Raw genomic sequence first — 21,750 nt, 5'->3', positions numbered from 1 at the left:
GGTGGCCAGGAACAAATTGGCATTCGATTCGCTACGTCGCCAAGCCAATGCGAATGCGGCCGAGCATGGCTCAGATGACGCGACGAGGGTTGCGGGTGTCGATCGTCCTCTTTCCTGCGATGATCGTCGCGGCGGCGGGGTCACTCGGTGCGTGCAGCTCCCAAAGCGGTGACCCGCGGTCGGATGGATTGACCGATCGTGACGGCAGCCAGGCACCTGACCTCGGTACCCGCCCCGGTCGCGACGCGGCCGGTCCAGATACCACCGGCGATGGCTCCCTCTCCGATGCCGATGCCGCGGGCAACCCCGATGGTTCCGAAGTGCGGGACGCGGGGCCCGATGGCGTGGGGAACCCGCCGCCCGTCGACACCGGCCCGCCGCTGGATTGCACGGCCGTGGGCTCGGCGGGTGAACCGATCCACCTCGGTTGCACCGGCCTCTACGCCTCGTGGCCCGATCGAGCCATCGCGGACAGCGCGCGCTTCTTTGCGCCGGCCTTTACGGCGTGGAGCGATGGTGCCGAGAAATCGCGCTACATCTATTTGCCGCCCGGGCAAAAAATCGACACCAGCAACATGGACGAGTGGCGTTTTCCGGTCGGCACGAAAATCTGGAAAGAGTTTCGCTTGAATGGGCGCCGGGTGGAGACGCGGCTGCTCTGGAAGAACTCGGGCAGCGACTGGTACCGGACGACCTACGTGTGGTCGCAGGATCAAACGAGCGCCATCGAGAACACCGCCGGGGTCTCCAACATTTGGGGAACGGGCTACGACGTGGTCCCGCAAAGCGACTGCACGCTTTGCCACGGCGGTCACCTGGACGGCGTGTTGGGCTTCGAGGCCATCGGGCTCTCCAACCCGGGCGCGAGCGGCTTCGAGATGACGGCGCTGGTGAACGAGCAGCGTGTCACCAACCCGCCGTCGTCCTCGTTCACGCTCCCGGGCGACGCGACCGCGCGCGCGGCGCTCGGCTCCCTGCACGCCAATTGTGGAAACGCGTGCCATAGCAACTCGAACTACGCGCTCGCGCGCGACTCGGGTCTGTTCATGCGCCTGCGCGCCAACGCCTTGAGCAGCGTCACGGCCACCGAGACGTACAAGACGGCGGTCAATGTGCCCTCGCGGTTCCAAGGGCCCGGCGGGGGCTTCTACCGCATCAAGTCCAGGGACGTGGCCCACAGCTCGATCCCGTATCGCGACAGCTACCGCGATACCGGCGGCGAACGCATCCAAATGCCGCCGCTCGGCACCCACGTGGTCGATAGCAACGCGCTCGAGGCGGTGAATGCATGGATCAACGCGTTGTAAAGCGGTGCGGCGCGGCGGTCTTGCGTCCGGAGCGCACCATGGGCAGGTTGGCCACACCATGAGCGAATCGCGGACGGACGTGCTCAATGAATCGAAACGAAAAGGGATCGCAGCGGGAGCGGTCACGGCCGTTGCCGTCACCGCGGCCGTAGCGGGGGCCCCCATTACAGCGGCCATCGCAGCGGTTCCTGCCGCCATCCTCGCCCACCGCTGGTGGAAACACCGGGCCGAGAACGGGATCAAGTTCTAGCCGTGGACCGGGCCGGGCGGTGTCACTTCTGTTGACGGTTCCAGGTTGTTACGGCCATAAATAAGGCATGTCGTTCGCGCCAGTACGGCCGTTCGCCTTGCCCACCGAGTTGGCGAGCTGGGATCTGCTGGAGCGGGCAGGGGCGGGAGCAACCTCCGAGGTCTGGCGGGCCAGACGGGCCGACGGCACCCTGGCCGCGCTCAAGCTGGTCCGTGATGGTGCCGTGGGCCGCGCGGAGGCCGAGGTCGTGGCTCGATTGGGCCGAACATGGGGACCTCGATGGCTCGACGCGGGCGCGCTCCCCGACGGAGGGTGGTTTCTTGCGACCACGTGGGTGGACGGCGAGCCCCTCGATCCGGTCGAGGTGCGCGGGCGCGCGGCCCACGAGCGGGAGCTGGTCGCCTTGCGGGTGGCGCTGGGCGTCGCGCGAGGGCTCTCGGAGCTGCACGAAGCCGGGGTGCGTCACGGCGACGTCAAGCCGCAAAATATCGTGCTCGATCCGGAGCGCGCGACCTTGCTGGACCTGGGGCTGGCCACGGCATGGGGCGAGCCGTTGCGCGGCGCCACCCCGCGCTATGCGTCGCCCGAGCTCCGCGAGCGGCCCGAGTCGGTGGGGCCCGAGGCGGATTTGTTTGCGCTGGGCGTGGTGCTCTCGGAGCTGGTCGGCGACGCGGGATGCGAACCCGCGCGCTGGGCCGAGGCGCTTCGTTCGGTGTCGCCGGGCGCCCGTCCTTCGGCGGGCTGGGTCGCGGAGCGCGCGCGGCGTCTGTGGAACGAAAAGGCCGGCCGCAGCGCGGAGGTGACCGACGCCGCCGCCGTCCACGGACGGATCCGGCGCGCGTACCTGGCCGTGCGCGCGCGTGAGATCGCGCCGGGCGCGCGGGTGGCCGATTCGCTCGGGGTGCCGGGCGAGTGGCTCGAGGAGGCCATTCGCAGCGTGTCGCAGCTTCGGGGTGGCGGGCCTCTTCGCGCGGACCCGGGGTGGCTCGGGCCCCTTTCGCCCCTGGGCCGCGCGCGATGGTTGGTCGCGCTGGTGGGGCCCGCGGCCGCGGCGTGGCCGCTTCGCGAGGATGCGCCGGGCGACGGGGAGCTGGTGCGGCGCATGATGGATCTGGCGCAGCACGCGCCGCCGGAGTCGTGGACCCTCGAGGATCTGACCCACGCCAGCGAGTCGCAGGTGACGGTGGCGCTCGGGGCCCGCGGCGCTGCGCTCGGAGCGCACGAGGCGCGTGAGTCGCGCGAAGGGCCCGAGAGCGACGCAGCCGGCGAGGCGCGCGAGATGGGCGGGGCGGGCGAGGTGGAGTCGATGGCGGCGTTGGTGGCCGAACTCGAGCGACCGCGCCCCGATGCGCGCGCGCTGGCCTCGGCGGAGGACGCGATCGCGCGGGGCAGCGCGCCGCAGACGCTGATCTTCTCCGCCGTCGATGCCTTGGTGCGCGCAGGCGAAATCGGTCGCGCGTGGGCGGCGCTCGGCTCGGGCCGGGGCGAGGAGGCGCTCTTGCGGCGCGCGGAGATCGCGCGCCGGCGCGGCGATCGGGGCGGGTCGGAGCAAATTGCGCTCGCGTTGATGGCGGAGCCTTCGCAGCCTCCGGCGGTGGCGCATCGCGCGCGGGCGATCGCGGCCCGGGTCGCGTGGGACGCGGGCGACGTGACCCTCGCCGAAGAGCGGCTCGATGGCGCGCGCGGCCCGCGTGCGGCCGAGGTGCGCGCGCTCATCGCGTACCGCCGCGGATCGCTCGCGGCGGGGCGGGCGGCGCTCGAGGAGGCCATCGTGGTGTCCCCCGACGCGATGACGTCGGCCCGGCTCATGGCGGCGCTCGGGTTCATCGAGCACGCCGACGGTCGCTCGGCCGAGAGCGCGCGCGCCTATGCGCGGGCGGTGGAGCTCTCGGTGCAGGCGGGCGCCGTGGTCGAGGAGGCCACGTACCTGACGGGCCTCGCCGCCGCCGCCACCGACGGCGGCGACATTGGGTGCGCGCTCACCAGCGCGACCCGGGCCGCGCTTTTGTGGGAGCGCCTCGGCCGCCGCTCCGACGCGGCGCGCGCATGGCTGGCCCGCGCGAGCGCCCTCGCCACGGTGGGCGCGTCGCACGCGGCCGACGAAGCCGCGGAGGAAGCGGGGCATCGCGCGGCCGAGTCGGGCGATCGCGCCGCGCATGCCTATGCGCGCTGGGCCATCGTGGAGACGCGCGCGCCCGGTGATCGACGCGCCAAGGACGAAGCCACCTTTGCGCTGCGCGAGATCGAGGGCGACGCCAACATGGACGACGTGGCCCGTGCCACCGCGCGCCTGCTCGTCTGGGCACCCGACGCGGTCGACGGCGCGTCGCTCGCGGCCATCGACGCCATCGCCGAGGGCCTCAAGCCGCCCTCGCGCTGGGAGTGGTGGGGCGCCCGCGCGGCCGCCGCACCGGCCTTTCCTCCGCCCCCCGAGGCGCTGGCGGCGCTGCTTGGCCTGCTCGACGTCCCCGCGCCGCTGGGATCGCGCGGTCCCGCGCTCCACGCGGCCGCGCGCTTGGCCGCCTCGCGCGGCGACGGCGACGCGGCGCGAAGGTTCGAGCTGGCGCGATCGGCTGCCGCGCGCACCCTGCGCGAGCACACGCCGCTCGAGCTTCGCGGCGCGCTCGATGCGGTGCACTGGATCAAGGCCGCGGCGCCGGCGGATGCCTCAGACTTGACGCTCGCCCCCGCGCAGCTCGAGCAGCTCGCCTCCATCGTGCGCGTGCTCGGATCGCGCGATCGCCTTCGCCCGCTCCTGGAGCAGGTGCTCGACGCCATGGTGCTCTGGTCGGGGGTGGAGCGCGGCCTTTTGCTCTTGCGCGCCCCCGACGGGCGCCTGGTGCCGCGCGCCGCTCGCAACCTTTTGCGGCGCGACTTGGTGGGCGAGCAGCTCTCGCTCTCGCAAGGGCTGGCGCGTCAGGCGATGGAGACGGGCGACGCGGTCATCGCCATCGACGCCTTCTCCAACCTGGGCCCGGACACCCACGCCTCCGTGCACGCCCTGCGGCTCAGGAGCGTGCTCGCCGTGCCGCTCATGGCCCGCGGCGAGACCCTCGGCGTCGTCTACCTGGACGATCGCGTCCGACGCGGCGCATTTGGCGCGCGCGAGATCGCGTGGGTGCGGCTGGTCGCCGGCCAGGCGGCGATGGCCATCGCCGACGCGCGCGATCAGGTGCTCCTGCGCCGCGCGGTCCGCCGCGCCGAGCGCGCCAAGGCCGAGCTCTCGCGGCTGCTCGGCGAGAAAGAAGCGGAGCTGTTCGCGACCCGCGCCGAGCTTCGCACGGTGCGCGGCGACGCGCGCTACGCGTACGACGCCATCGCCGGGCGCAGCGAGCCCATTTGCAGCATGCTCCGGGTCGTCGACCGGGTGACCGCGAGCGACATCCCCGTGCTCCTGGTGGGCGAATCGGGCACCGGCAAGGAGCTCATCGCGCGGGCCATGCACGCGAACGGCGCGCGAAAGGAGCGCGCGTTCGTCTCGGAGAACTGCGCGGCCGTGCCCGAGCCGCTGCTCGAGTCCACGCTCTTCGGCCATGTGCGCGGGGCCTTCACGGGGGCCGTCAGCACGCGGGCCGGCTTGTTCGACGTGGCCGACGGCGGCACCTTCTTCCTCGACGAGGTGGGCGAGATGCCGCTCGCCATGCAAAAGAAGCTGCTCCGCGTCCTGCAGGAGGGCGAAGTGCGACCCGTCGGCAGCGACCGCACGCGCAAGGTCGACGTGCGCGTCGTCTGCGCGACGCACCGCGATCTCGCGGCGATGGTCGAGGCGAAGCTCTTTCGCGAGGACCTTTTCTACCGGCTCAATGTCATCACCATCCGCGTTCCGCCGCTTCGTGAGCGCACCGACGACATCCCGCTCCTGGTGACGCACTTCCTCGAGAAGCACGCTGGCCCGAACCACAAGAAAGCGCGCATCACCAAGGCCGCGATGGATCGCCTCGTGGCCTACCCTTGGCCGGGCAACGTGCGCCAGCTCGAGAACGAGATCCGGCGCGCCATCGTCCTCGCCGACGACAAGATCGACGTGGGTGAACTTTCACAGGAGATCGCGCGCGGCGGACCCGGTGCGGCGCGCGGGGCAGGGGTCGGTTTGCGGGCGCGCGTCGATGCGCTGGAGGCGGAGCTCGTGCGGGATGCGCTGGAGCGCACGCGTGGAAATCAGACCAAAGCGGCCGAGATGCTCGGGCTCTCCCGTTTTGGCTTGCAGAAAATGATGAGACGGCTCAACGTCCGCTTCGGAGGCGGCTGAGCGGCCTTGGAGCACGCTTCCCATTTCGGACACGCGCCCGCAAAACCGAGCTATGCATTTCGGGAAGTTCTTCGCTCTTGAGCCTCGCATAGGCTATCTTTGTCCGGAGGACGCCGATGCCGGATGAGGACGAGAAGAACCTCAGAGCCATCCCCGCATCATCCGATTCCGTTCCTCCGCCGGGCGATGAAGCATCCACCATCGTCACCGAGTTCCCGCAGCACCTGATCGAGGCCCTCGCACAGAAGGCGGGCATCGCCTCGCATCCGCCGCCCGCGCTGACCCCGACCTCCGTTCCCGTCGGGGGAGAAAGCTCGGATCCCGGGGCCCCTGCGGTGCGGCCCGGTGGGCCGGTGGCTCCGGTCGTGCCGCAAGCGGCGCCGGGCAGGGGAGCGCCCGTTGCGGGGGCGCACGCGGGGAGCTCGCCGGTCGCGGTCTCGCCATCGAGCATCGTTTCGCCGTCAGGTGGGAGCGCGCCGCCGGTCGTGCCGCAAGCGGCGCCGGGCAGGGGAGCGCCCGTTGCGGGGGCGCACGCGGGGAGCTCGCCGGTCGCGGTCTCGCCATCGAGCATCGTTTCGCCGTCAGGTGGGAGCGCGCCGCAAGCGGCGCCGGGTGGCGGTTCGCTGCCGGGCGCGCCGCAAGCGGCACCGGGTGGCGGCGCGTCGCCGTCGGCCGGTGCGGGATCGCGTATGCCGACGCCGGTCTCGCCGCTCGCGACCGTCGAAGTGCCCGTCGTGGTGGACGTTCCGCCCGTGCCCTCGAGCCGCCGGCCGCGGGCGTTGCCGTCGCTCCTTCAAGTGCCGGATGCGCGCGGGCCGGTGGCGGCCACCCCGTTCACGGAGGCGGTGACCCCTGCGATGGGTTCTCCGCGCTTTGGGGCGGAGGCCCGCACCGACGCGGAAGCCGACGACGCGGAAGATGACGACGCGGAGGCCGAAATCGAGTCCGAGCTCGTCCTCGAAGACTCGCACCTCGAGCCGTACGAGTCGCCGCGCGCGCTGGAGAACGCTCCGCTCCCCCGAGCGGCCGCGGAGTTGGGGGCCCCGCCGAACGCGCTTGCGCCGGGGTTGTCCGCCCGTTCGGCGCCTGCGGCGGCCGAGAACGTCCTCGCCTTTGCCCCGACCGAGAGCGCGCTTGCCGCGGCCCCCAGCTCCGCGACCGATCCGGAGCCCGAAGGCTTTGGCTTCACCGGCGTCGGCGTGGAGACGGTGGTCGATCCGCATCCGCTCGCGCCCCTCGAACGAGCGGCGCTCGCGCAATCTCCGGCCGCCGGTGCCGTCGGCGCAGGTGCCGCGGGCGCAGGTGCCGCCGGCGCGCATGCACCGCCCGCGAGCGGCGTGACGGGAGCCTCGGGTGCGGCTCACCCTCCGACCACGCCGTTTGCGTTCTCACCCCCGCGTCCAGCGGTCGGCTACGGCGCATCCAAGTCGGGCGCCGTTTGGGCCGAGCCTCCGCCGCCCGTCATCTTGATGGACCCTCCCACCTCGGCGCTCGGCTGGGCCATCGGCGGCATCATCGTCGGGCTCTTGCTCCTCGCGCTCATCGTGTGGCTGCTTGTCGTTTTGGTACGACATCTCCTCTAGTCGGTTCGAGTCGGTTCGAGTCGGCTCTCGTTGCCGCTCGTCGCGCGTGGGTTGCCGCGGAGTGGATTGCAAGGGGAAGCGACCATCGCCCGCGGTGCTCTTCGTCGTTGCCTCGCCGAGCTTCGTCGGAGCGCGCTCCCCGATTCGTGAGAAGATCGGCATCGCAGAGGTGATGCGGCGCGCGCGGCGTCCGGCTTGCAACGCACGGCGCCCGACTTGCAACGAAAGCAACAGGAGCCACGGTCGCAACGGGAGCGGGTCACGAAACGGACGGGGGGAGACCAGAGTCAGTGATACGCATGCCCACACTGCCGCGCGAGATCGGCTGGCTGCTCATCATCGTCTACGTGTTCGGCCTCGTCATGCTCATGACGGTAGGATTCCGCGATGGATCCTTTGCGGGGACCCCTTTTTTCCTCATCCTCGGCTGCGGTGCGCTCCTGGCCATCCAGTTTGCGCGCTTGGTCGCCAAGCGCTCCTTTCAACACGACTCCGCCCGTCCCACGCTCACCCTCACGGCCATCGCGCTGACCGTCTTCGTCGTGGCCACCTTCGCCGACGCGCGCCTCTTGCTCGACGCCGAGAAGACCCCACGCTTCATCCGCATCACCCACGCCGGGCAGGTCGTGCTCCTCGCCTCGTACCTTCCCTCCGTGTTGCGCGGCGTCCCCGAGCGGCGCCTCTGGGGCGAGGTCCGATTCGGTCTCTTTGCGCTGTTCCTCGTCCTCAGCGGGATCAGCGTCATGATCCTCTCGCCGCGCCCGCACGGCGGCGCGTTCAGCATGAACACCGAGGCGGTGCAGGCGCTCCTTCACGGCGAGAACCCTTACCGCGCCCTCGCGCTCCCCCTCGGCAGCGATCCGCCGACCGTGCTCTACACGAGCACCCTGGCGTTTCTGGTCTTCCACGACATTCGCTGGGCGCCGCTCGTCACCTTGGTGGCCACCGGCTTCGCCATGCGCTTCATCGCCCGCCGCGGCGTGCGCCCCCGGCCCTCCGCCAAGCACGCGGGCGACGTGACCACCGCCAAGGCATCCCCGGCCGCCAACGCCGCGGCATCCCTGCAGGCGCCCGGCGCGCGCAGCTCGGTCTCCGAAATGCGCCCGGCCTCGTCGCTTCCATTCCCGGGCCTGGCGGAAGATGCCCCCGCGCTCATGCTCTGGCTGACCCCCAAGGCCTACTTCTTCGTCGAGCAAGCGTACACGGACATTCTCCCCGTCGCGTTCCTCGCCTTCGCCCTGGTGGCGCACCTGCACGAGAAGCGCTTGCTCACGGCGGCCTTTCTCGGCCTCGCCCTGAGCGCCAAACAAAGCATGATCTGGCTGGTGCCGCTCGTGATCCTCCTTGGCTTCGACCTGGGCGAGTGGGCGATTTTCCTGGGCACGGCTGGCCTCACCATCGCGCCTTTCGCCATTTGGGATCTCCACACCACCGTCCGATTCCTCTCGGATCTCTACGGGACCCCGTCCCAAACGAGCATCGACGGCATCACGCCCACCACCTGGTTCTACCAGCGCTACGGGCTCGCACCGCGCAGCGCCCCTGGATTGCTGAGCGCCGCCATCGTCTCCGCCCTCGCCGCCTGGCGCGCACCGCGCACGCGCTATGCATTTTCACTTTCGGCGATGGTCGCCTTCTTTGCATTCTGCGTATTGGGGCGCTCGACCTTCGTTGGTTCGTATTTCTTTTTGACCGCCCTGGCGTCGCTCACCGCGGCCATCGCGGTGGGCGAGCGCTTCGAACTCGGGTGACATGGCCCGTCACCGGTACGTGGCGACCAGGGAATCCATTCGGTCCGATTGCCCGGCCGTGAATTGATTCATGCACGCATCGTCCGTGTAATCCATGAAGTTCCGAATGGGATCGAAGCCTACGTATTTGTTGCCCGTGCATGTGTTGCGGCCCGTTGGGCAGCCGTAGGCGGCGGACTTCTCGGCCGGCGTGTCGCTCACGCCGTCGTTTCGCGCGCTGCAGCCTCCTTGGAACGTGTGGTAGAGGCCCAGCCAGTGGCCGACCTCGTGGGTCGCCGTATCGCCTTGATCGTAGGGCGCCGCGCTTCCTCCGGGGAGCGACGAAAAGAGGAGCACGACCCCGTCGTCATTTGGATTCGACGTGTAGTCTTGCGGGAAGGTCGCCCAGCCGAGCAAGCCCCCGCCCACGTTGGCCGTGTAGAGGTTGAGATCGCGCTTGCCCCCTTTGCGCAGCGCCGATTTCATGGCCGCCTCCTCGGGCGAGCCGTAGCCGACGTGGTACCACCCGAGGTGGGTCGTTCGATCGACGGAGGCTAGCGCAAAGCGGAAGTTGGTCTCCGCCCCGCCCGTATCGCCGGCGTAGGCCGCGTTGAGCACCGCAATCTGGTCGTTGATCTGCGAGAGCGGCACATCGCCGTTGGCGGTGCCCGATCCTCCGTTGATCACATGCACATAGACGTCGATGGTCGAGACCCCCGGCGAAACGAGCCTCTGGGGCGCCGCTGCAATCGCCTTGTTGACCCGATCTTGCTCGCGATCGTCGACCTCGCGCGTACCGCAATTGCGTTTGGGACCTTGGTGCATCGAGAGGGCGCTGTCGTCGACGAGCGGCTCATCGAGCGACCCCTCGTCCGCTGCGCTGCAACCCGCCATGGCCATGGCTGCCGCGGTCGTCGCCAGCGCTCCCAACCCGATGATCCGCACCACTCCGAGCTTGCTTCGCATCTCGCCTCCCCCTTCAAATGATGTCGCTTTGCCCTCGCGGATCGTGCGGGGGCGCGCCATTCGATCGCAGAAGGATAGCGATGTCGTCTTTTGAACACCAATGATGTGCCGGAGTCATCGTAGATAAAATTCGCGGCGGAGCTTCTTCCCCGCAGAAAAGCGCCATGGCATGTCGCAACGGCTGCGCTGAGCCAATTCTCGCAACGCCGCGAGAATGCGGTCTCAGCTTAAAGCGGTTACTGTCGCCGGACGGTGGCACACGATTTCGCTCGTGAACTCGAGGCCCTGGCGGCGCTCTCGCGCTCGTTCGCCGCGGCCCATCCTGCGCTCGCCCCTGGGCTGGCTGCGCCGTCGGACGATCCCGACGTGGAGCGGCTGATCGATGGCTTTTCCTACCTGGTCCACCAAGTGGAGTCGCTCATCGACGCTGCGGCCAAGCGCGCGGCCGATCCCTTTGCGGAGATCCTCGGCCCCGAGCTTCTGCGGCCCTTTCCTTGCGCGACCATCCTGGAGCTCGTGGCCGATCGCACCCTCGACGTGCTCGCGGGAACGGAGTTCGAGAGCGTCCCTGTCGAGGGAACGCGCTGCCGATTTCGTACCTTCGCGCCGGCGCGCGTCATCCCCTGGGAGGTCGCCGACGCCAAGCTCGCGTGGGCGCAGGATCGCGGTCAGCTCCTTCGCATCGTCCTTCGCCGGCGCGCTTCGGTGCAGGCGCAGGCGCAGGCGCAAGGTGCCTCCGCCCCGGCCACCCTCGGATCGCTCTTTCCCCTGCGCTTGCACCTGGCCGGCGAGACCCGCGCGTCCCTCGCGCTCCTTCTCGCGCTGTCGTCCGTCGAGTCGATGGATCTCTTCGTCACCGACCCTTCGCGCGCCGCAAACCAGGGCGGGCTCGGCGCGACGGCCGCGCCCACCGTCCGCCTTCCCGGCCACGCCCTTCGCATGTGGGGGCTCGACGCTTCCGAGGCCCTCTTGCCCCCGGAGCCATGGGAGCACGTGGGTTTTCGGCTGCTGCGCGAGTACTTCCTTTTGCCCGCCAAGTTTGCCTTCGTGGAGATCGCTGGCCAGCGCGGGTGGACCGAGCCGCTCGGCGACGCGCAGAGCATCGAGATTGCGCTCCGCCTCGGCCGCGCCCTCCCTGCGAACCTCGCGGTGACGCGCGACACGATTCGAACGAACTGCGTCCCCGTCGTCAATGTCTTCGAGACCACCGCCGAGCCGGTGCGGCCGACCCTCGCGCGGCAGGCGCATATGCTTCGGGTCGCGGGGCTCGCGCCCGATCATGGTGAGGTTTACGAGGTCCTCGGGGCGCAAGGCTACTGCGGACCCCAGAGCGGCACCTTGCCCATCCCCCCGCTCACCGACTTCGACGCGGTCGCCGATTTGGAGCGGTCGACCAAGGATCGGATCTTCTATGCCCTCGGGCGCAGTCCGCGCGCGAGCGGGCAGAAAGAGGACACCACCGTTCGATTCGTGCTGCCCCGCGAGGGCCGCGAGCTCCCGCCCATCGAGTCCGTCTCCTTCGATCTCTTGGCGTGCAACCGCGATCTGCCGATGGCGCTCGGCGTGGGCGATATCAAGGTGCCGGGGCCGCGCACGCCCAAAGGGCTCCTCTTTCGCAACATCACCGCCGTGACCCCCTACCGCGCCGCCCCCGGCGGGCGCACCTTGCAGCGGCGATCGCTGGCCATGGTGGCGGTCAGCGCATGCTCCCGGCTCCAGGTCGAGGTGCTCAAGACGCTCCTTCACCTCCTCAACTTGCACACCACCTTCAACGGCCCGGCGGGGCTCACGGCGCTCCGGCGCATCCGCGCGGTCATCGACGTCACCCGCACCACGGCCCTGGTCGAGGGCGAGCGGGGCATGCGGCAGGGGAGCGAGCTCGAAGTGCGCCTCGACGAAGCGGGCCTCGACGGGGAAGGGGACGCGTACGTGTTCGCCGCCGTGCTCGCGCGCCTCTTCGCGCACGACGCGGCCATCAACTCGTTCGCGCGCACCCGCGCGCGCTTCGAGGGAACGGGGCGGATCGTCTCCTTCCCCGCGCGATCCGGCGACGAGACCATTTAGCCTTCACGCGAGGACGCATCCGAGACCATGTTCGAAAGGACGTTTCAGACCGAGCTCGATTACCTCTATCAACTCTGCGAAGAGCTCGGGCGCACCTACCCTCGCGTGGCGCCGGTGCTGGGCCGCGACGCCGATCCGGGCGTGTCGCGGCTGGTGCAGAGCCTCGCCTTTGGTTTTGCGCGGCTGCGCGAGCGCCTCGACGACGAGCTGCCGGAGGTGATCCACCCCGTGATGGAGACGCTCTGCCCCGCGCTCCTCCGCGCCTTCCCCAGCGCCACCATGCTCGAGCTCGAGCCGACCCTCAAGATCCGCACCCGCCAGATCGTCGAGAAGGGACGGGCCTTCGACAGCCGCCCGGTCGAGGGCGTGCGCTGCGCGTTTGCCAGCACCGAAGCGTGCATCATGCAGCCGATTGCCCTGCGCGACGTGGTGCTCCATGGCGCCGAGCGGCGGCAGATCCTGCTCGTGTTCGAGCTCTTCGAAGGCGCCAGGCTCGCCGATGTCGACTCCATCGGCCTCTACTTTGCCGGCGATCTCCCGGGCGCCCTGGATTTGCGCGCGCACCTCCTCGAGGAGACGGACAAGGTGCTCGCGCGCGCGGGTGAGCGCGAGGTGCGGCTCGGTGGTCCGTCCGGGCGCGATGTCTACCGGCGCCCCGGCTTTGCCGATCCGCTTGGTTCGCTTGGTCCGCCTGGTTCGCTTGGTTCGGGCGCGAGTCGGCTGGGCGGGCCGCTGCTCCTCGCGCGCGAGTACTTCGCCTTTCCGAACAAGTTTGCGCGCCTCGAGCTGGGGCCGCTCCAGCTCTCCGGCCTGGGCGACGCGGAGCGGTTCGAGATCGAGATACGCCTGGCCGAGCCGATTCCGGCGCACGTGACCGTGGATCCCACGTCGATCCGCATGCACGCCGTGCCGGCCATTCAAATCTCGGCCCCCACGCCGGTGACCGTGCGCACGGAGCCGGAGGACGATCGCTGGGCGCTGCGCGCGCTCGTCCCGGGGGACGATACGGAGATTGTTTCGGTCGAGAAGGTGGCCGTGGTGGAGCGAGGCACCTTGAAGTCCAAGCCGATCCCCTCGTGGGGCGAGCTGATCCCGCCGCCGCTCGAGGCCACCGAGGACGCGGTGCTCTTCTACGAGCTCGCGCGGCGCCGCTCGGCCGTGGGCCCCACCCTCGACATCGAGCTCACCTTCGGCACGGCCCTGCGCTCGTGCCCCCCGGGCGGCGATATCGAGGTGACCTTGGTGACCACCCAACTTCGGCGCGCCGCGCAGCTGGGGATCGGCGACGTGTGCGAGTCCACCAAATCCGCCAACGCCGTCATCGCCTATCGGAACGTGATCCCCGTGACCCGCGCGGCGCCCGCGGTGCTGGAGGGCGATCGCCTCTGGCATTTCTACCGCTACTTCAAGCTGGGGCTCCCCTCGCTGGCGGAGCGAAACGAGCTCGCGGCGCTGCTCGCGCGCGCCAACTTGCCGGCGTGGGGACGGTGGCCCGGCGCCAAAGAGAGCGCCACCGACTTCGAAGCCCTGCTCGACGTGCGATGGCGCCGCACCCACCTCACGGATCTTGGCGCGGACACGAGCGCGGACCTTCGGGCGGTCGCGCGCATCGGCATCGAGCTGGAGGTGGTCGTCGATGAATCGCGCTTCGCCGGCAGAGGCGATCTGCACCTCTTTGGCGAGGTGGTGGAGCAGCTCTTTGCGGGCGCCGCCAGCGAGGACGACTCCATCCGCCTGGTCCTTCTCCGCCGCGACGGCGCGGTGCTCTTCTCCTACGACCTTCGCCATGGAACGCGCGCACCATGAAACGCAACCTCGGCCACCTCACGAACCTCGACGAGCTCGTTCGACGGGCCCCAGAGCTCCCGTTCGCGATCCTGATCGAGCAGCTCGAGCGCCTGCTCGGCCCCGACGCCGTGCCCGTGGGCGAGCTCGGGCCCGCGCGCGCCGAGCGGATTCGCTTCCGTCATGACATTCGCCCCATCTTTCACGCGGGCGATGTCACCGAGCTGCGGATCATCGACGTGTACGACGACTTCACCGGGCGCAAAGGCGAGCCGACCTTCGAGGTGTCGACGACCTTCCTAGGGGTCGTGGGCACCGTGTCGCCGCTGGCCAGCTTCTTCACGGAGGACGCGCTCCGCGCCGCCGCGAACGAGGACGACCCCGTCCTCGCGCTCTACGACGTGTTCCATCACCGCCTCATCTCGTTGTTCTTGCGCGCCTCGCGGCGGGTGGGGCTCTCGGCGAGCCTCACGGGCGGCGGGCGCGATACCTCGACCCGGCGGGCGCTCGCGCTCGTGGGCGGCGCCGCGCTCGCGTCCGACGTTCCCGCCATCGCGCCGCTGATGCGCCTCGGGCGCGCGCGCCTCTTTGCGCAGAGGCCGCGCGGGCGCACGGCGCTGGTCGAAGCGTTGGCCCTGGCCTTTCCGGAGCTGTCGGTCCGCATCGTGGAGGCGCCTTGGCGCGACATTGCGCTGGCGCCCTCGGAGACGACCCTCCTCGGCGAGCGACGCAACCGGCTCGGCGAGGTGGTGCTCGGCGGCGTGCTCACCAAGCAGGCGGGCCTGGTGGTCCTCTGGATTGCCCCCGTGGGGCGCGAGATGCTCGCCCGCCTGGTGCCGAGCGGCGCCGATCATGCGCGCCTGCGTTATGTCATCGAAGAGGTCACGGGCGGGTTCGTGGACGTGGCCATCGAAATCGAAGTGCGCCCCGGTGAGGAGCCGCGCCTGGTGCTCGGGGAAGACGAAGCCACCCTCGGCGGCACGGCGGCCCTCGGGCAACGCTCGGCCGACGATCCGCCGATGATCGTGCGGGTGGAGCTCAGCGCTGGCGACGAGGGGGCGGTGACTTGGTCTTTTCGGGCTTCTCCTTTGGCTCCGGGTTCGCGGCCAGCTCGGGCTTAGCGATCCGATCCCAGAGCGAGCCCTCGCTCGCGGTCAGCCCCGCCTCGCTCATGCGAAAGAGCCGCTCGAGCTCCGCCTTGCGAAGCACTTGGCCGCCGTCGTCCTTCACCTCGACCTGCTCCGAGAGGTGGATGCCGTCCGGCTGCACCCGCGACGACGACGTCATGTGGTACTCGACCTTCCCGCTGGTCTTCTCGCGGCCCATCGCATAATCGATGCGCTCCACCGGCACATCGACCACGCGCTGCAGCGCGCCGCCGCGCGGAAGAAAGACATGCAGCGCCGTCTCGCACGGCGAACCCGCCGCGTGCCCGGTGCAGCCGTCTTCCTCCGCCGTGACCAGCAGCTCGCCGCCCATGCGCTCCGTTCCCAAGCGCATTTTGTCGGGCCGGCCGCGCAGGGCGGTGACCGCGTACAACTCGGCAAAGTGCTCCGAGCCGCGGACGATGGCCAGCGGACCGCCCACCGTGCCATCGGGCCACTCCAAAAGACGAAGCCAGACGACCTTGATGCGATCGCCCCCGCTGCCCTGCATGATTTGCCCATCTTGAATGCGAATGGGCCAGCCGCCCTTGGGTGTCCCGCCGGCGAGCACTTTGTCATCGAAGACGTTTTGCTCCGTGCACGCGGGGGAACGTGCCAGGACGTTCTTCGAGTCATCGAAGGCGGGAAAGATCAGCTTGAAGATTTGCTCATCGCGCAACCTCCGTGCCGTCCCTGCGCTCTCCGAACGTCGCGATGGAAGGTAGTGAATGCACGCGGGAAGAGGAGCCACCTTCCTCGATTGATCCTCGATGCGTGTGCGCGCCGGGGGAGTTCGCGAGCACCCCGTCGCACCTATCATGCCTGCCATGCCTGCCATGCCCGTTATGGCAACGAGGCTCATTGCGCCCAACGCCCTGAACGCCGGGGTCGAAACCGCCGCAAGCGCGGCTGCCGCAGAAGAAACGGACCGAGGAACGCGGAGTGACCGGCGCATTGAGCGAAAGCTACACCAAGCGGCCATTGCGACACCACTCACGCGGGGATGCAAAGCTCGAAATCGGCAATTCCCCCTTCCGCCGGTCGCGCGCGATCTTATGGTTGGAAGATTCGCGCCCATGGCCGGGCAATCAAGTTAGCTCAACCAAGCATGGCCAAGCATGAAACGCGCAACCATCCGGTCCAAAGGGACGAACTAAGAACGAAAGGTATGGAGCGGCTTGAAGGTGGCGCGCGGGCAACGATACGCTGCGGCGCCATGCGCACGGCGATGGCGCCGTCGCCACGCAACTGGCATTGTTTACCCGGGCTCGGCGTTCTCGGTTCTTCACAGCTCCAGGTGGTTCTAGCTGGCCTTCGCCAAGGCCATGGAGGCAGTTCGTTATGTCGTTCGAGTTTTACATTTCCATCAAGGGAAAGAGCCAAAAGCAGTTCAAACCCGAGACCAAGAAGGCGGGGCGAAGCGAGAAGCACATTCCGTGCATCAAGTTCTTCATGTCGTCGCAGGTTCCAGTCGACGCCAACAGCGGTGAGGCCAAAGGACATCGCCAACACAAGCCGCTCATCGTCACCAAGGAATGGGGCGCGGCCTCGCCCCAGATCTTGCAAGCTCACTGGACGAACGAGGTCCTCGACGAAGTGGTCATCGACGTGGTGGGCCGCGATAAGGACGGCAAGCGGGAAATCGTCGTCGAGCAGATCAAGCTGACCGACGCCGTCATCACCTCCGTCGAGCGTTATTCGTCCGCCTCGGCCAAGGCCACCGTCGACACCGACGTGCAGCACCTCGAAGACATCGGCTTTCGCTTCCGCAAAATCGAAGTCGAAAACAAAGAAGCGGGTACCGCCACCAGCGACGACTGGCTGACACCTGGTTCTTGAGCACCGAACGTGTTGATCCCCGCCGGCTTCCTGCGGATTTCCGTCGCAGCGCTGCGTTGCTCCTCCTCGAGCTCCTCCCATGGCTTTCGTCGTCGCGCCTTGCGCGGCTCGGAGCTCCTTGGAATCCTCGGTCCGTCAACACACTCGGTGCACCGTGGCAATTCACCCACTCCGTAGTCGCCTGCGCGAGCCGACCCTCGCGCAGGAGGGCACCTTTGGCGACAATGATCGCGCCCTTCGCGACGCGATTTTGGCGCACCTGCGGGCCATGTGCAGCACCCGCATCGGCACCATGCTCACCCGCCCCGACTACGGAGTGCCCGACGTCTCCGAAATGGTTCATTCGTTTCCCGCCGCCCTCGACACCTTGGCGCGATCCATCAAGGAGACCATCGAGAAGTACGAGCCCCGGCTCACCCGGGTGCGGGTCCGCCACATTCCCAGCGAAACCACCGAGCTGGTCGTTCGATTCGAAATCACCGCCGCCATGGTCCTTGCCGATCACACCTCGCCCGTTCGCTTTGAAACGCGCACCGATGCCTCCCGTCGAATCGAAATCGTGTAACGGTCGATGTCCCCCGTAATGCCGTCGGCTTCCGAGCGGGCGTTGGCCCGCTTGGGAGCGCTCGTTCGAGAAAAGTATCGGATCGTTCGTTTGCTGGGGGTCGGGGGAATGGCGGCGGTCTATGCCGCCGTGGACCTCGACGGGCGTCGGGTCGCCATCAAGTTTTTGCATGAGCGCTTGGCGGACGATCCCGTCATGGTCCGGCTCTTCGACCGCGAGGCGCATACGTCCAACCAGATCGAGCACCCCGGCGCCGTCCCGGTCCTCGAATCGGGCATCGACGCGAACGGCTGCGCGTTTCTGGTGATGCCCCTCCTTTACGGAGAGACACTTCGCCAGCGGTGGGAGCGCGCCAACAAGCGCTTGCCGCTGATCGATGTCGGCGTATTTCTATCGGATGTGCTCGACGTGCTGGCGTGCGCGCACGACAAGGGCATCATTCACCGCGATATCAAGCCCGAAAACCTCTTCGTCACCAGCTCCGGCGATGTCCGCGTGCTCGACTTTGGAATCGCCCGCCGAACCGACAGCACGGGCACGGCGACCGTCACCGGCGGCATCATCGGCACCCCCGCGTTCATGCCGCCCGAGCAGGCCGTCGCCGACCGCGACGCCATCGGTCCCCCCAGCGATTGCTGGGCGATGGGCGCCACCTTGTTTACATTGCTCTCGGGCGAGTTCGTGCACCCCGCCGACAGCGGACCAGCCCAACTTGCCGCGGCCATCACGCGGCGCGCCCGCTCCTTGGCCGAGGTGGCGCCCGACATGGCGCCCGCCATCGTGCAGTTCGTCGACAAATCGCTCGCGTTCGAGCCGAAGGATCGATGGCGCTCGGCCCGCGAAATGCGCGAAGCGCTGCTGCGCGCATTTGAAGAAGCGCTGGGCACCCCGCTCGAGGACGTCGCCTTGCGCGTTCGCGCCAACCTCATCGCCGAGCTCACCTTGGGCGCCGAATCGGCGGATCTCGACACGGAGTTGCCGTTGCGGGCGTCCCATCCGCCGCCCATCAACAACAGCTCGACCAAAGCCGGCTTGGCCAAGAGCCTGCGCCGAAAGGGCCTGGGAGGTCACCGAACCCCCGTGCTCGCCGGCGCGGTCGCGTTGGGGATCGCGGCCTCGGTGGCGGCGTTTCGGCACGATCGACACGAGCGCAGCGCGGTCGACTCCGTCGGATCCGCGGCGCTGTCGGCGGCTTCGGCGGCGCCGGCGCAGGTCGTCGAGCGCGACGCGGGGGAGCCCGCAAACCCTCGCGCCCTCGCACATCTTCGAGGCGGCATCCAGAACTGGCGCGATGGCTCCGTGTTTGCGGCGCAGCAAGACTTCGATCGCGCGTCGGAGCTCGACCCGAGCCTGGGCGAGGCCCACCTCTACGCCATGCTCTTGCTCAACGACGAGGAGACGATGCGCGAGGAGTATCGAGGCGCGCTCGCGCATCGCGATCGCCTTGGCCCGCGCGACCGCGCGCTGCTCGATGCGTTCGCCGACGCCATGACGGTCCCCTGGAACTTGAACGCGGCCGCGGAGCGCCTCTTCGCCGTGAAAAAGGAGTTTCCATCGGACTGGATGGTGCTCGCCACGCTCAGCGGCCTGCTCGTCATGAGCGGAAGGTCGGCCGAGGCGTTTGCCGTCCTCGACGAGCTCCTGTATCTGGATCCGCTGCTCGGCCTCGGGTGGTCGGACAAGGCGGAAGCCTTTGCGGTGATGGGCGATGCCTCGGGCGCCCGGGCCTCGCTGCAAGAGTGCGTTCGGCTCGCGGCCACCGCGGACGCATGCCTCGACCAGCTCATGTTGTTCGATATGTCCGAGGGCCGCTGCGCCGAGGCCGAGCAAAGTGGCCGCAAGCTCATGGCCACACCCTTGGCGCCCAAGTGGTGGGGGCTGCGCCTCGCGGACTCGATTTACGGGCGCGGCGGCAGCTTGGAGAGCGTTCACAACGTGCTCGAGCAGCAGTGGAGGCTCGCGTCGCCGGCCGAGCGCGAGGTGACCCGCTTGAAGAGCGAGGCGCGCTTCCACGTGCTGGCGGGCAACTTCGCCGAGGTGGAGCGCTCGCTCGACGCATGGGGCGAGCTGATCGCGAGCAAAAAATACGAGATCGACCATGTGCCGGTGGAGAGCCTGCGGCTGTCTTTGGCGATGGAGCTGGGCGATCGGCACCGCGCCGCGCGGCTCGCCGCTCGATTTTTATCGCAGCGCGATTCGCTCCTCGCTTCGCACTTCGATTGGGAGATCGTGCCGCTGCGCACGCAGTACCTCGCGGGCGGTATGTCGCGCGAAGCCTTCGAGGCGCGCCGGCAAAAATGGCTGGAGCGCATGGCCAGCCGTCCGCCGCTTCAAGAGGAGATCAACTCCCGATGGACCGAAGCCTATGGGCACGCGGCCGTCACGCACCTCGACGCCGTGGCCGCGCTTCGTGCGCTCCCCAAGAACCCGCCCACCTGGGACTTGCTCCGACAGGAGCCCGAGGACGAGCTGGCGATTGGCCGCGTGTACTTTTTGACGGGGGACACGGCCAAGGCCGTCCAATACCTCGGACACGGGGCTCGCCGGTGCCAAGCGCTCCGGCGCCCCTTCGAGCACACGTGGCTCCATTTGCACTTGGGCGCCGCGCTCGAACGCGCGGGCGACATCCCCGGCGCGTGCGCGGCCTACGACGTGGTGCTGACGCGATGGGGAAAGGAGCCGCGCAGCGTCTCGGCGAAGACCGCGCGCGCCCGCCACGCCGCGTTGCACTGCCCGCCGCGCTGACGCGAACGGCTATCGGGTCGCGTTGGGCGGATAGCGCCCCGATGTTCCACCCGGTCCAGTCTGCGCCGCGGGCCCCGCTTGCGCGGCCGCCCCCGCAGGAGGTTGCGCCTGGCCCTGCACCGGCGCCGCCGCCAGGAGCTGGCGCGATCCGGTGGTCGTCGCGGGGATCATAGCGGTGGCGCGGGACGTTTCGGAGCCTTGCTCGCGCGCGAACTGCTTGTACTCCTCCACGAACTCGCGCCCGAAGATGAGCCGGAACGTTTCGTTCTCCTCGTCGGCCAAATCGCTATGGCGTTTGGCGTAAATCGAGAGAAGCTCGGGCGCCTTGCGGAAGCTGCCGAGCAGCCGGCCGATGCCGGTGCGGCGCGCTTGGTGCTCGTGCCAGCTCTTTTGAATCGAATCCGGCGCGAGCTGCACGAGCAGCGCTTTGACGCCGCGCATGACCCCGTTGAGCATCCCGACTTGATGCACCATCAAATCGGCGAAGCTGCGTCGCAGCGCGCGCGAGGCCCGGTCCGTGGGATCGGTCCAATCGAAGAGGGCGCGCGAGAACTCGGCCGGGGTGTGCGGAAGGCTGAAGGCTTCGTCGCCCTCGGCGAGGGCCATCTGCTGCTCGAACTTTTCGAGCCCCGCCAAGAGCGGCACATGCCCGAGCAAAAGCTCATCGACCGCCTGGCGAACCTTGTCACAAAACGCAATGATCTCGCGCGGGCGGGTGACCGGCTGTCCGATGTACCACTGCGACAGGTACTGCACCGCCTTGAGCGCGACCGTCTCCGGCGTCTGCGCGCCCTCGGGGCTTGCGCCGTAATGGCGGAAGAGTTGGACGAAGGCGTCGTTCCCCGAAAGCGACGGATAGGCCGCTTGAATCTGACGGCACGCCGCCACGCGCGCGGCGGGCGGCATCGCCTCGAGCTGCGCCGCCATGCGCGTGTACAGCTCGCGTGCCGCCGCCTCGTAGCAGTCGAACAAGATGCGCAGGCCATCGGTCGTTTGCTGCACCGCATGGTGTGCGCCGGTGGTCGCGGGGTGGCCGGGCGACGGGCTTGCGTGCTGGAGGCTGGGCTCGACCCCATCGAGACCCCCGAACGTTTCATTGAAGTTCGCAACCGATGCACCGGTGTCGGCGCCAAATGACGTTTGGCCGGGCAGGGCTGCGCGCTGCGCGGCGCGTTGGGCGCGAATGAGCCAATTGCCAATGCGGATTTCGTGCTCGTGATTGGCGGGTCCCAACGACACCCAACGATCCGAGAGCCTTTGCCCGTTCACGAACGTGCCATTGGCGCTGCCGCCGTCGCGCACGAAAATCTCGTCGCCGCGAAGATCGACGCCGGCGTGCACGCGCGACACCTTCAAATCATCTTCGAGAATGCACGCCGAGACCTTGGGGTCGCGCCCGATGAGCACGGGAAAACGATCCGTCACGTACTCGAAGCTGCGATGGTCGGCCACGTTGTAGACGCGCAGTTGGACGGCTTGGGTCACACGACGACGCTGACCCAGTCGCACGTCGAAGGCAAGA

General features: G+C 69.0%; 14 protein-coding genes. 11 read left to right on the top strand and 3 right to left on the bottom strand.

Features of this window, described 5'->3' with window-relative positions:
• The first annotated feature begins 74 nt into the window (after nt 1-74).
• The 5 genes from LZC94_32380 (at nt 75) to LZC94_32360 (ending at nt 9,140) form a co-directional block, all read left to right on the top strand.
• Complete coding sequence (locus LZC94_32380; protein WXB12532.1) at nt 75-1,307, top strand: hypothetical protein; 1,233 nt, start codon at nt 75-77, stop codon at nt 1,305-1,307.
• Between the two features lie 58 nt (nt 1,308-1,365).
• Entirely contained in the window at nt 1,366-1,557 is a 192-nt protein-coding gene (locus tag LZC94_32375) for a hypothetical protein (protein ID WXB12531.1), read from the top strand.
• Between the two features lie 67 nt (nt 1,558-1,624).
• A complete protein-coding gene (locus LZC94_32370; protein WXB12530.1) occupies nt 1,625-5,806 on the top strand; it encodes a sigma 54-interacting transcriptional regulator in 4,182 nt (1,393 codons plus the stop codon).
• Nucleotides 5,807-5,922: 116 nt separating this feature from the next.
• Nucleotides 5,923-7,389, top strand: coding sequence for a hypothetical protein (locus tag LZC94_32365; GenBank protein WXB12529.1), 1,467 nt, complete (start codon nt 5,923-5,925; stop codon nt 7,387-7,389).
• Nucleotides 7,390-7,688: 299 nt separating this feature from the next.
• A complete protein-coding gene (locus LZC94_32360) occupies nt 7,689-9,140 on the top strand; it encodes a hypothetical protein (protein WXB12528.1) in 1,452 nt (483 codons plus the stop codon).
• Nucleotides 9,141-9,149: 9 nt separating this feature from the next.
• Here LZC94_32360 and LZC94_32355 read toward each other — a convergent pair whose 3' ends face one another.
• Nucleotides 9,150-10,085 carry a zinc metalloprotease gene (locus tag LZC94_32355; GenBank protein ID WXB12527.1) on the bottom strand — a complete coding sequence of 312 codons (936 nt, stop codon included), beginning with the start codon at nt 10,083-10,085 and terminating at the stop codon, nt 9,150-9,152.
• Nucleotides 10,086-10,337: 252 nt separating this feature from the next.
• Between LZC94_32355 and tssF the strand changes: the two genes are divergently transcribed.
• From tssF to tssG, 3 genes are read left to right on the top strand one after another with little or no spacing between them, the layout of a single operon-like run.
• Entirely contained in the window at nt 10,338-12,149 is a 1,812-nt protein-coding gene (gene tssF, locus LZC94_32350) for a type VI secretion system baseplate subunit TssF (protein WXB12526.1), read from the top strand.
• Between the two features lie 27 nt (nt 12,150-12,176).
• Entirely contained in the window at nt 12,177-13,955 is a 1,779-nt protein-coding gene (locus tag LZC94_32345; GenBank protein ID WXB12525.1) for a type VI secretion system baseplate subunit TssF, read from the top strand.
• On the top strand, nt 13,952-15,055 hold the full coding sequence (gene tssG / locus LZC94_32340) for a type VI secretion system baseplate subunit TssG (protein WXB12524.1): 1,104 nt from the start codon (nt 13,952-13,954) through the stop codon (nt 15,053-15,055). The genes LZC94_32345 and tssG overlap by 4 nt, the downstream gene beginning before the upstream one ends.
• Here tssG and LZC94_32335 read toward each other — a convergent pair.
• Entirely contained in the window at nt 14,973-15,758 is a 786-nt protein-coding gene (locus LZC94_32335; protein WXB12523.1) for a hypothetical protein, read from the bottom strand. The two genes, tssG and LZC94_32335, sit on opposite strands and share 83 nt — an antisense overlap.
• A gap of 662 nt (nt 15,759-16,420) precedes the next feature.
• Here LZC94_32335 and hcp point away from each other — a divergent pair.
• From hcp to LZC94_32320, 3 genes are all read left to right on the top strand, one after another.
• A complete protein-coding gene (gene hcp / locus LZC94_32330; protein WXB12522.1) occupies nt 16,421-16,918 on the top strand; it encodes a type VI secretion system tube protein Hcp in 498 nt (165 codons plus the stop codon).
• Between the two features lie 154 nt (nt 16,919-17,072).
• A complete protein-coding gene (gene tssE, locus LZC94_32325) occupies nt 17,073-17,483 on the top strand; it encodes a type VI secretion system baseplate subunit TssE (protein ID WXB12521.1) in 411 nt (136 codons plus the stop codon).
• Nucleotides 17,484-17,489: 6 nt separating this feature from the next.
• Complete coding sequence (locus LZC94_32320) at nt 17,490-20,228, top strand: serine/threonine protein kinase (GenBank protein WXB12520.1); 2,739 nt, start codon at nt 17,490-17,492, stop codon at nt 20,226-20,228.
• Nucleotides 20,229-20,237: 9 nt separating this feature from the next.
• On the opposite strand, the gene LZC94_32315 is transcribed toward LZC94_32320, so the two are convergent.
• The gene (locus tag LZC94_32315; GenBank protein WXB12519.1) at nt 20,238-21,713 is read right to left on the bottom strand and encodes an FHA domain-containing protein; all 1,476 of its coding nucleotides are present in this window, start codon (nt 21,711-21,713) and stop codon (nt 20,238-20,240) included.
• Nucleotides 21,714-21,750: the final 37 nt, after the last annotated feature.

This window comes from Sorangiineae bacterium MSr11954 (assembly GCA_037157815.1).
Classification (GTDB): domain Bacteria; phylum Myxococcota_A; class Polyangia; order Polyangiales; family Polyangiaceae; genus Pendulispora; species Pendulispora albinea.
The sequence above is the reverse complement of the archived record's forward strand: the minus strand, read 5'-3'. Positions and strand labels throughout refer to the sequence as shown.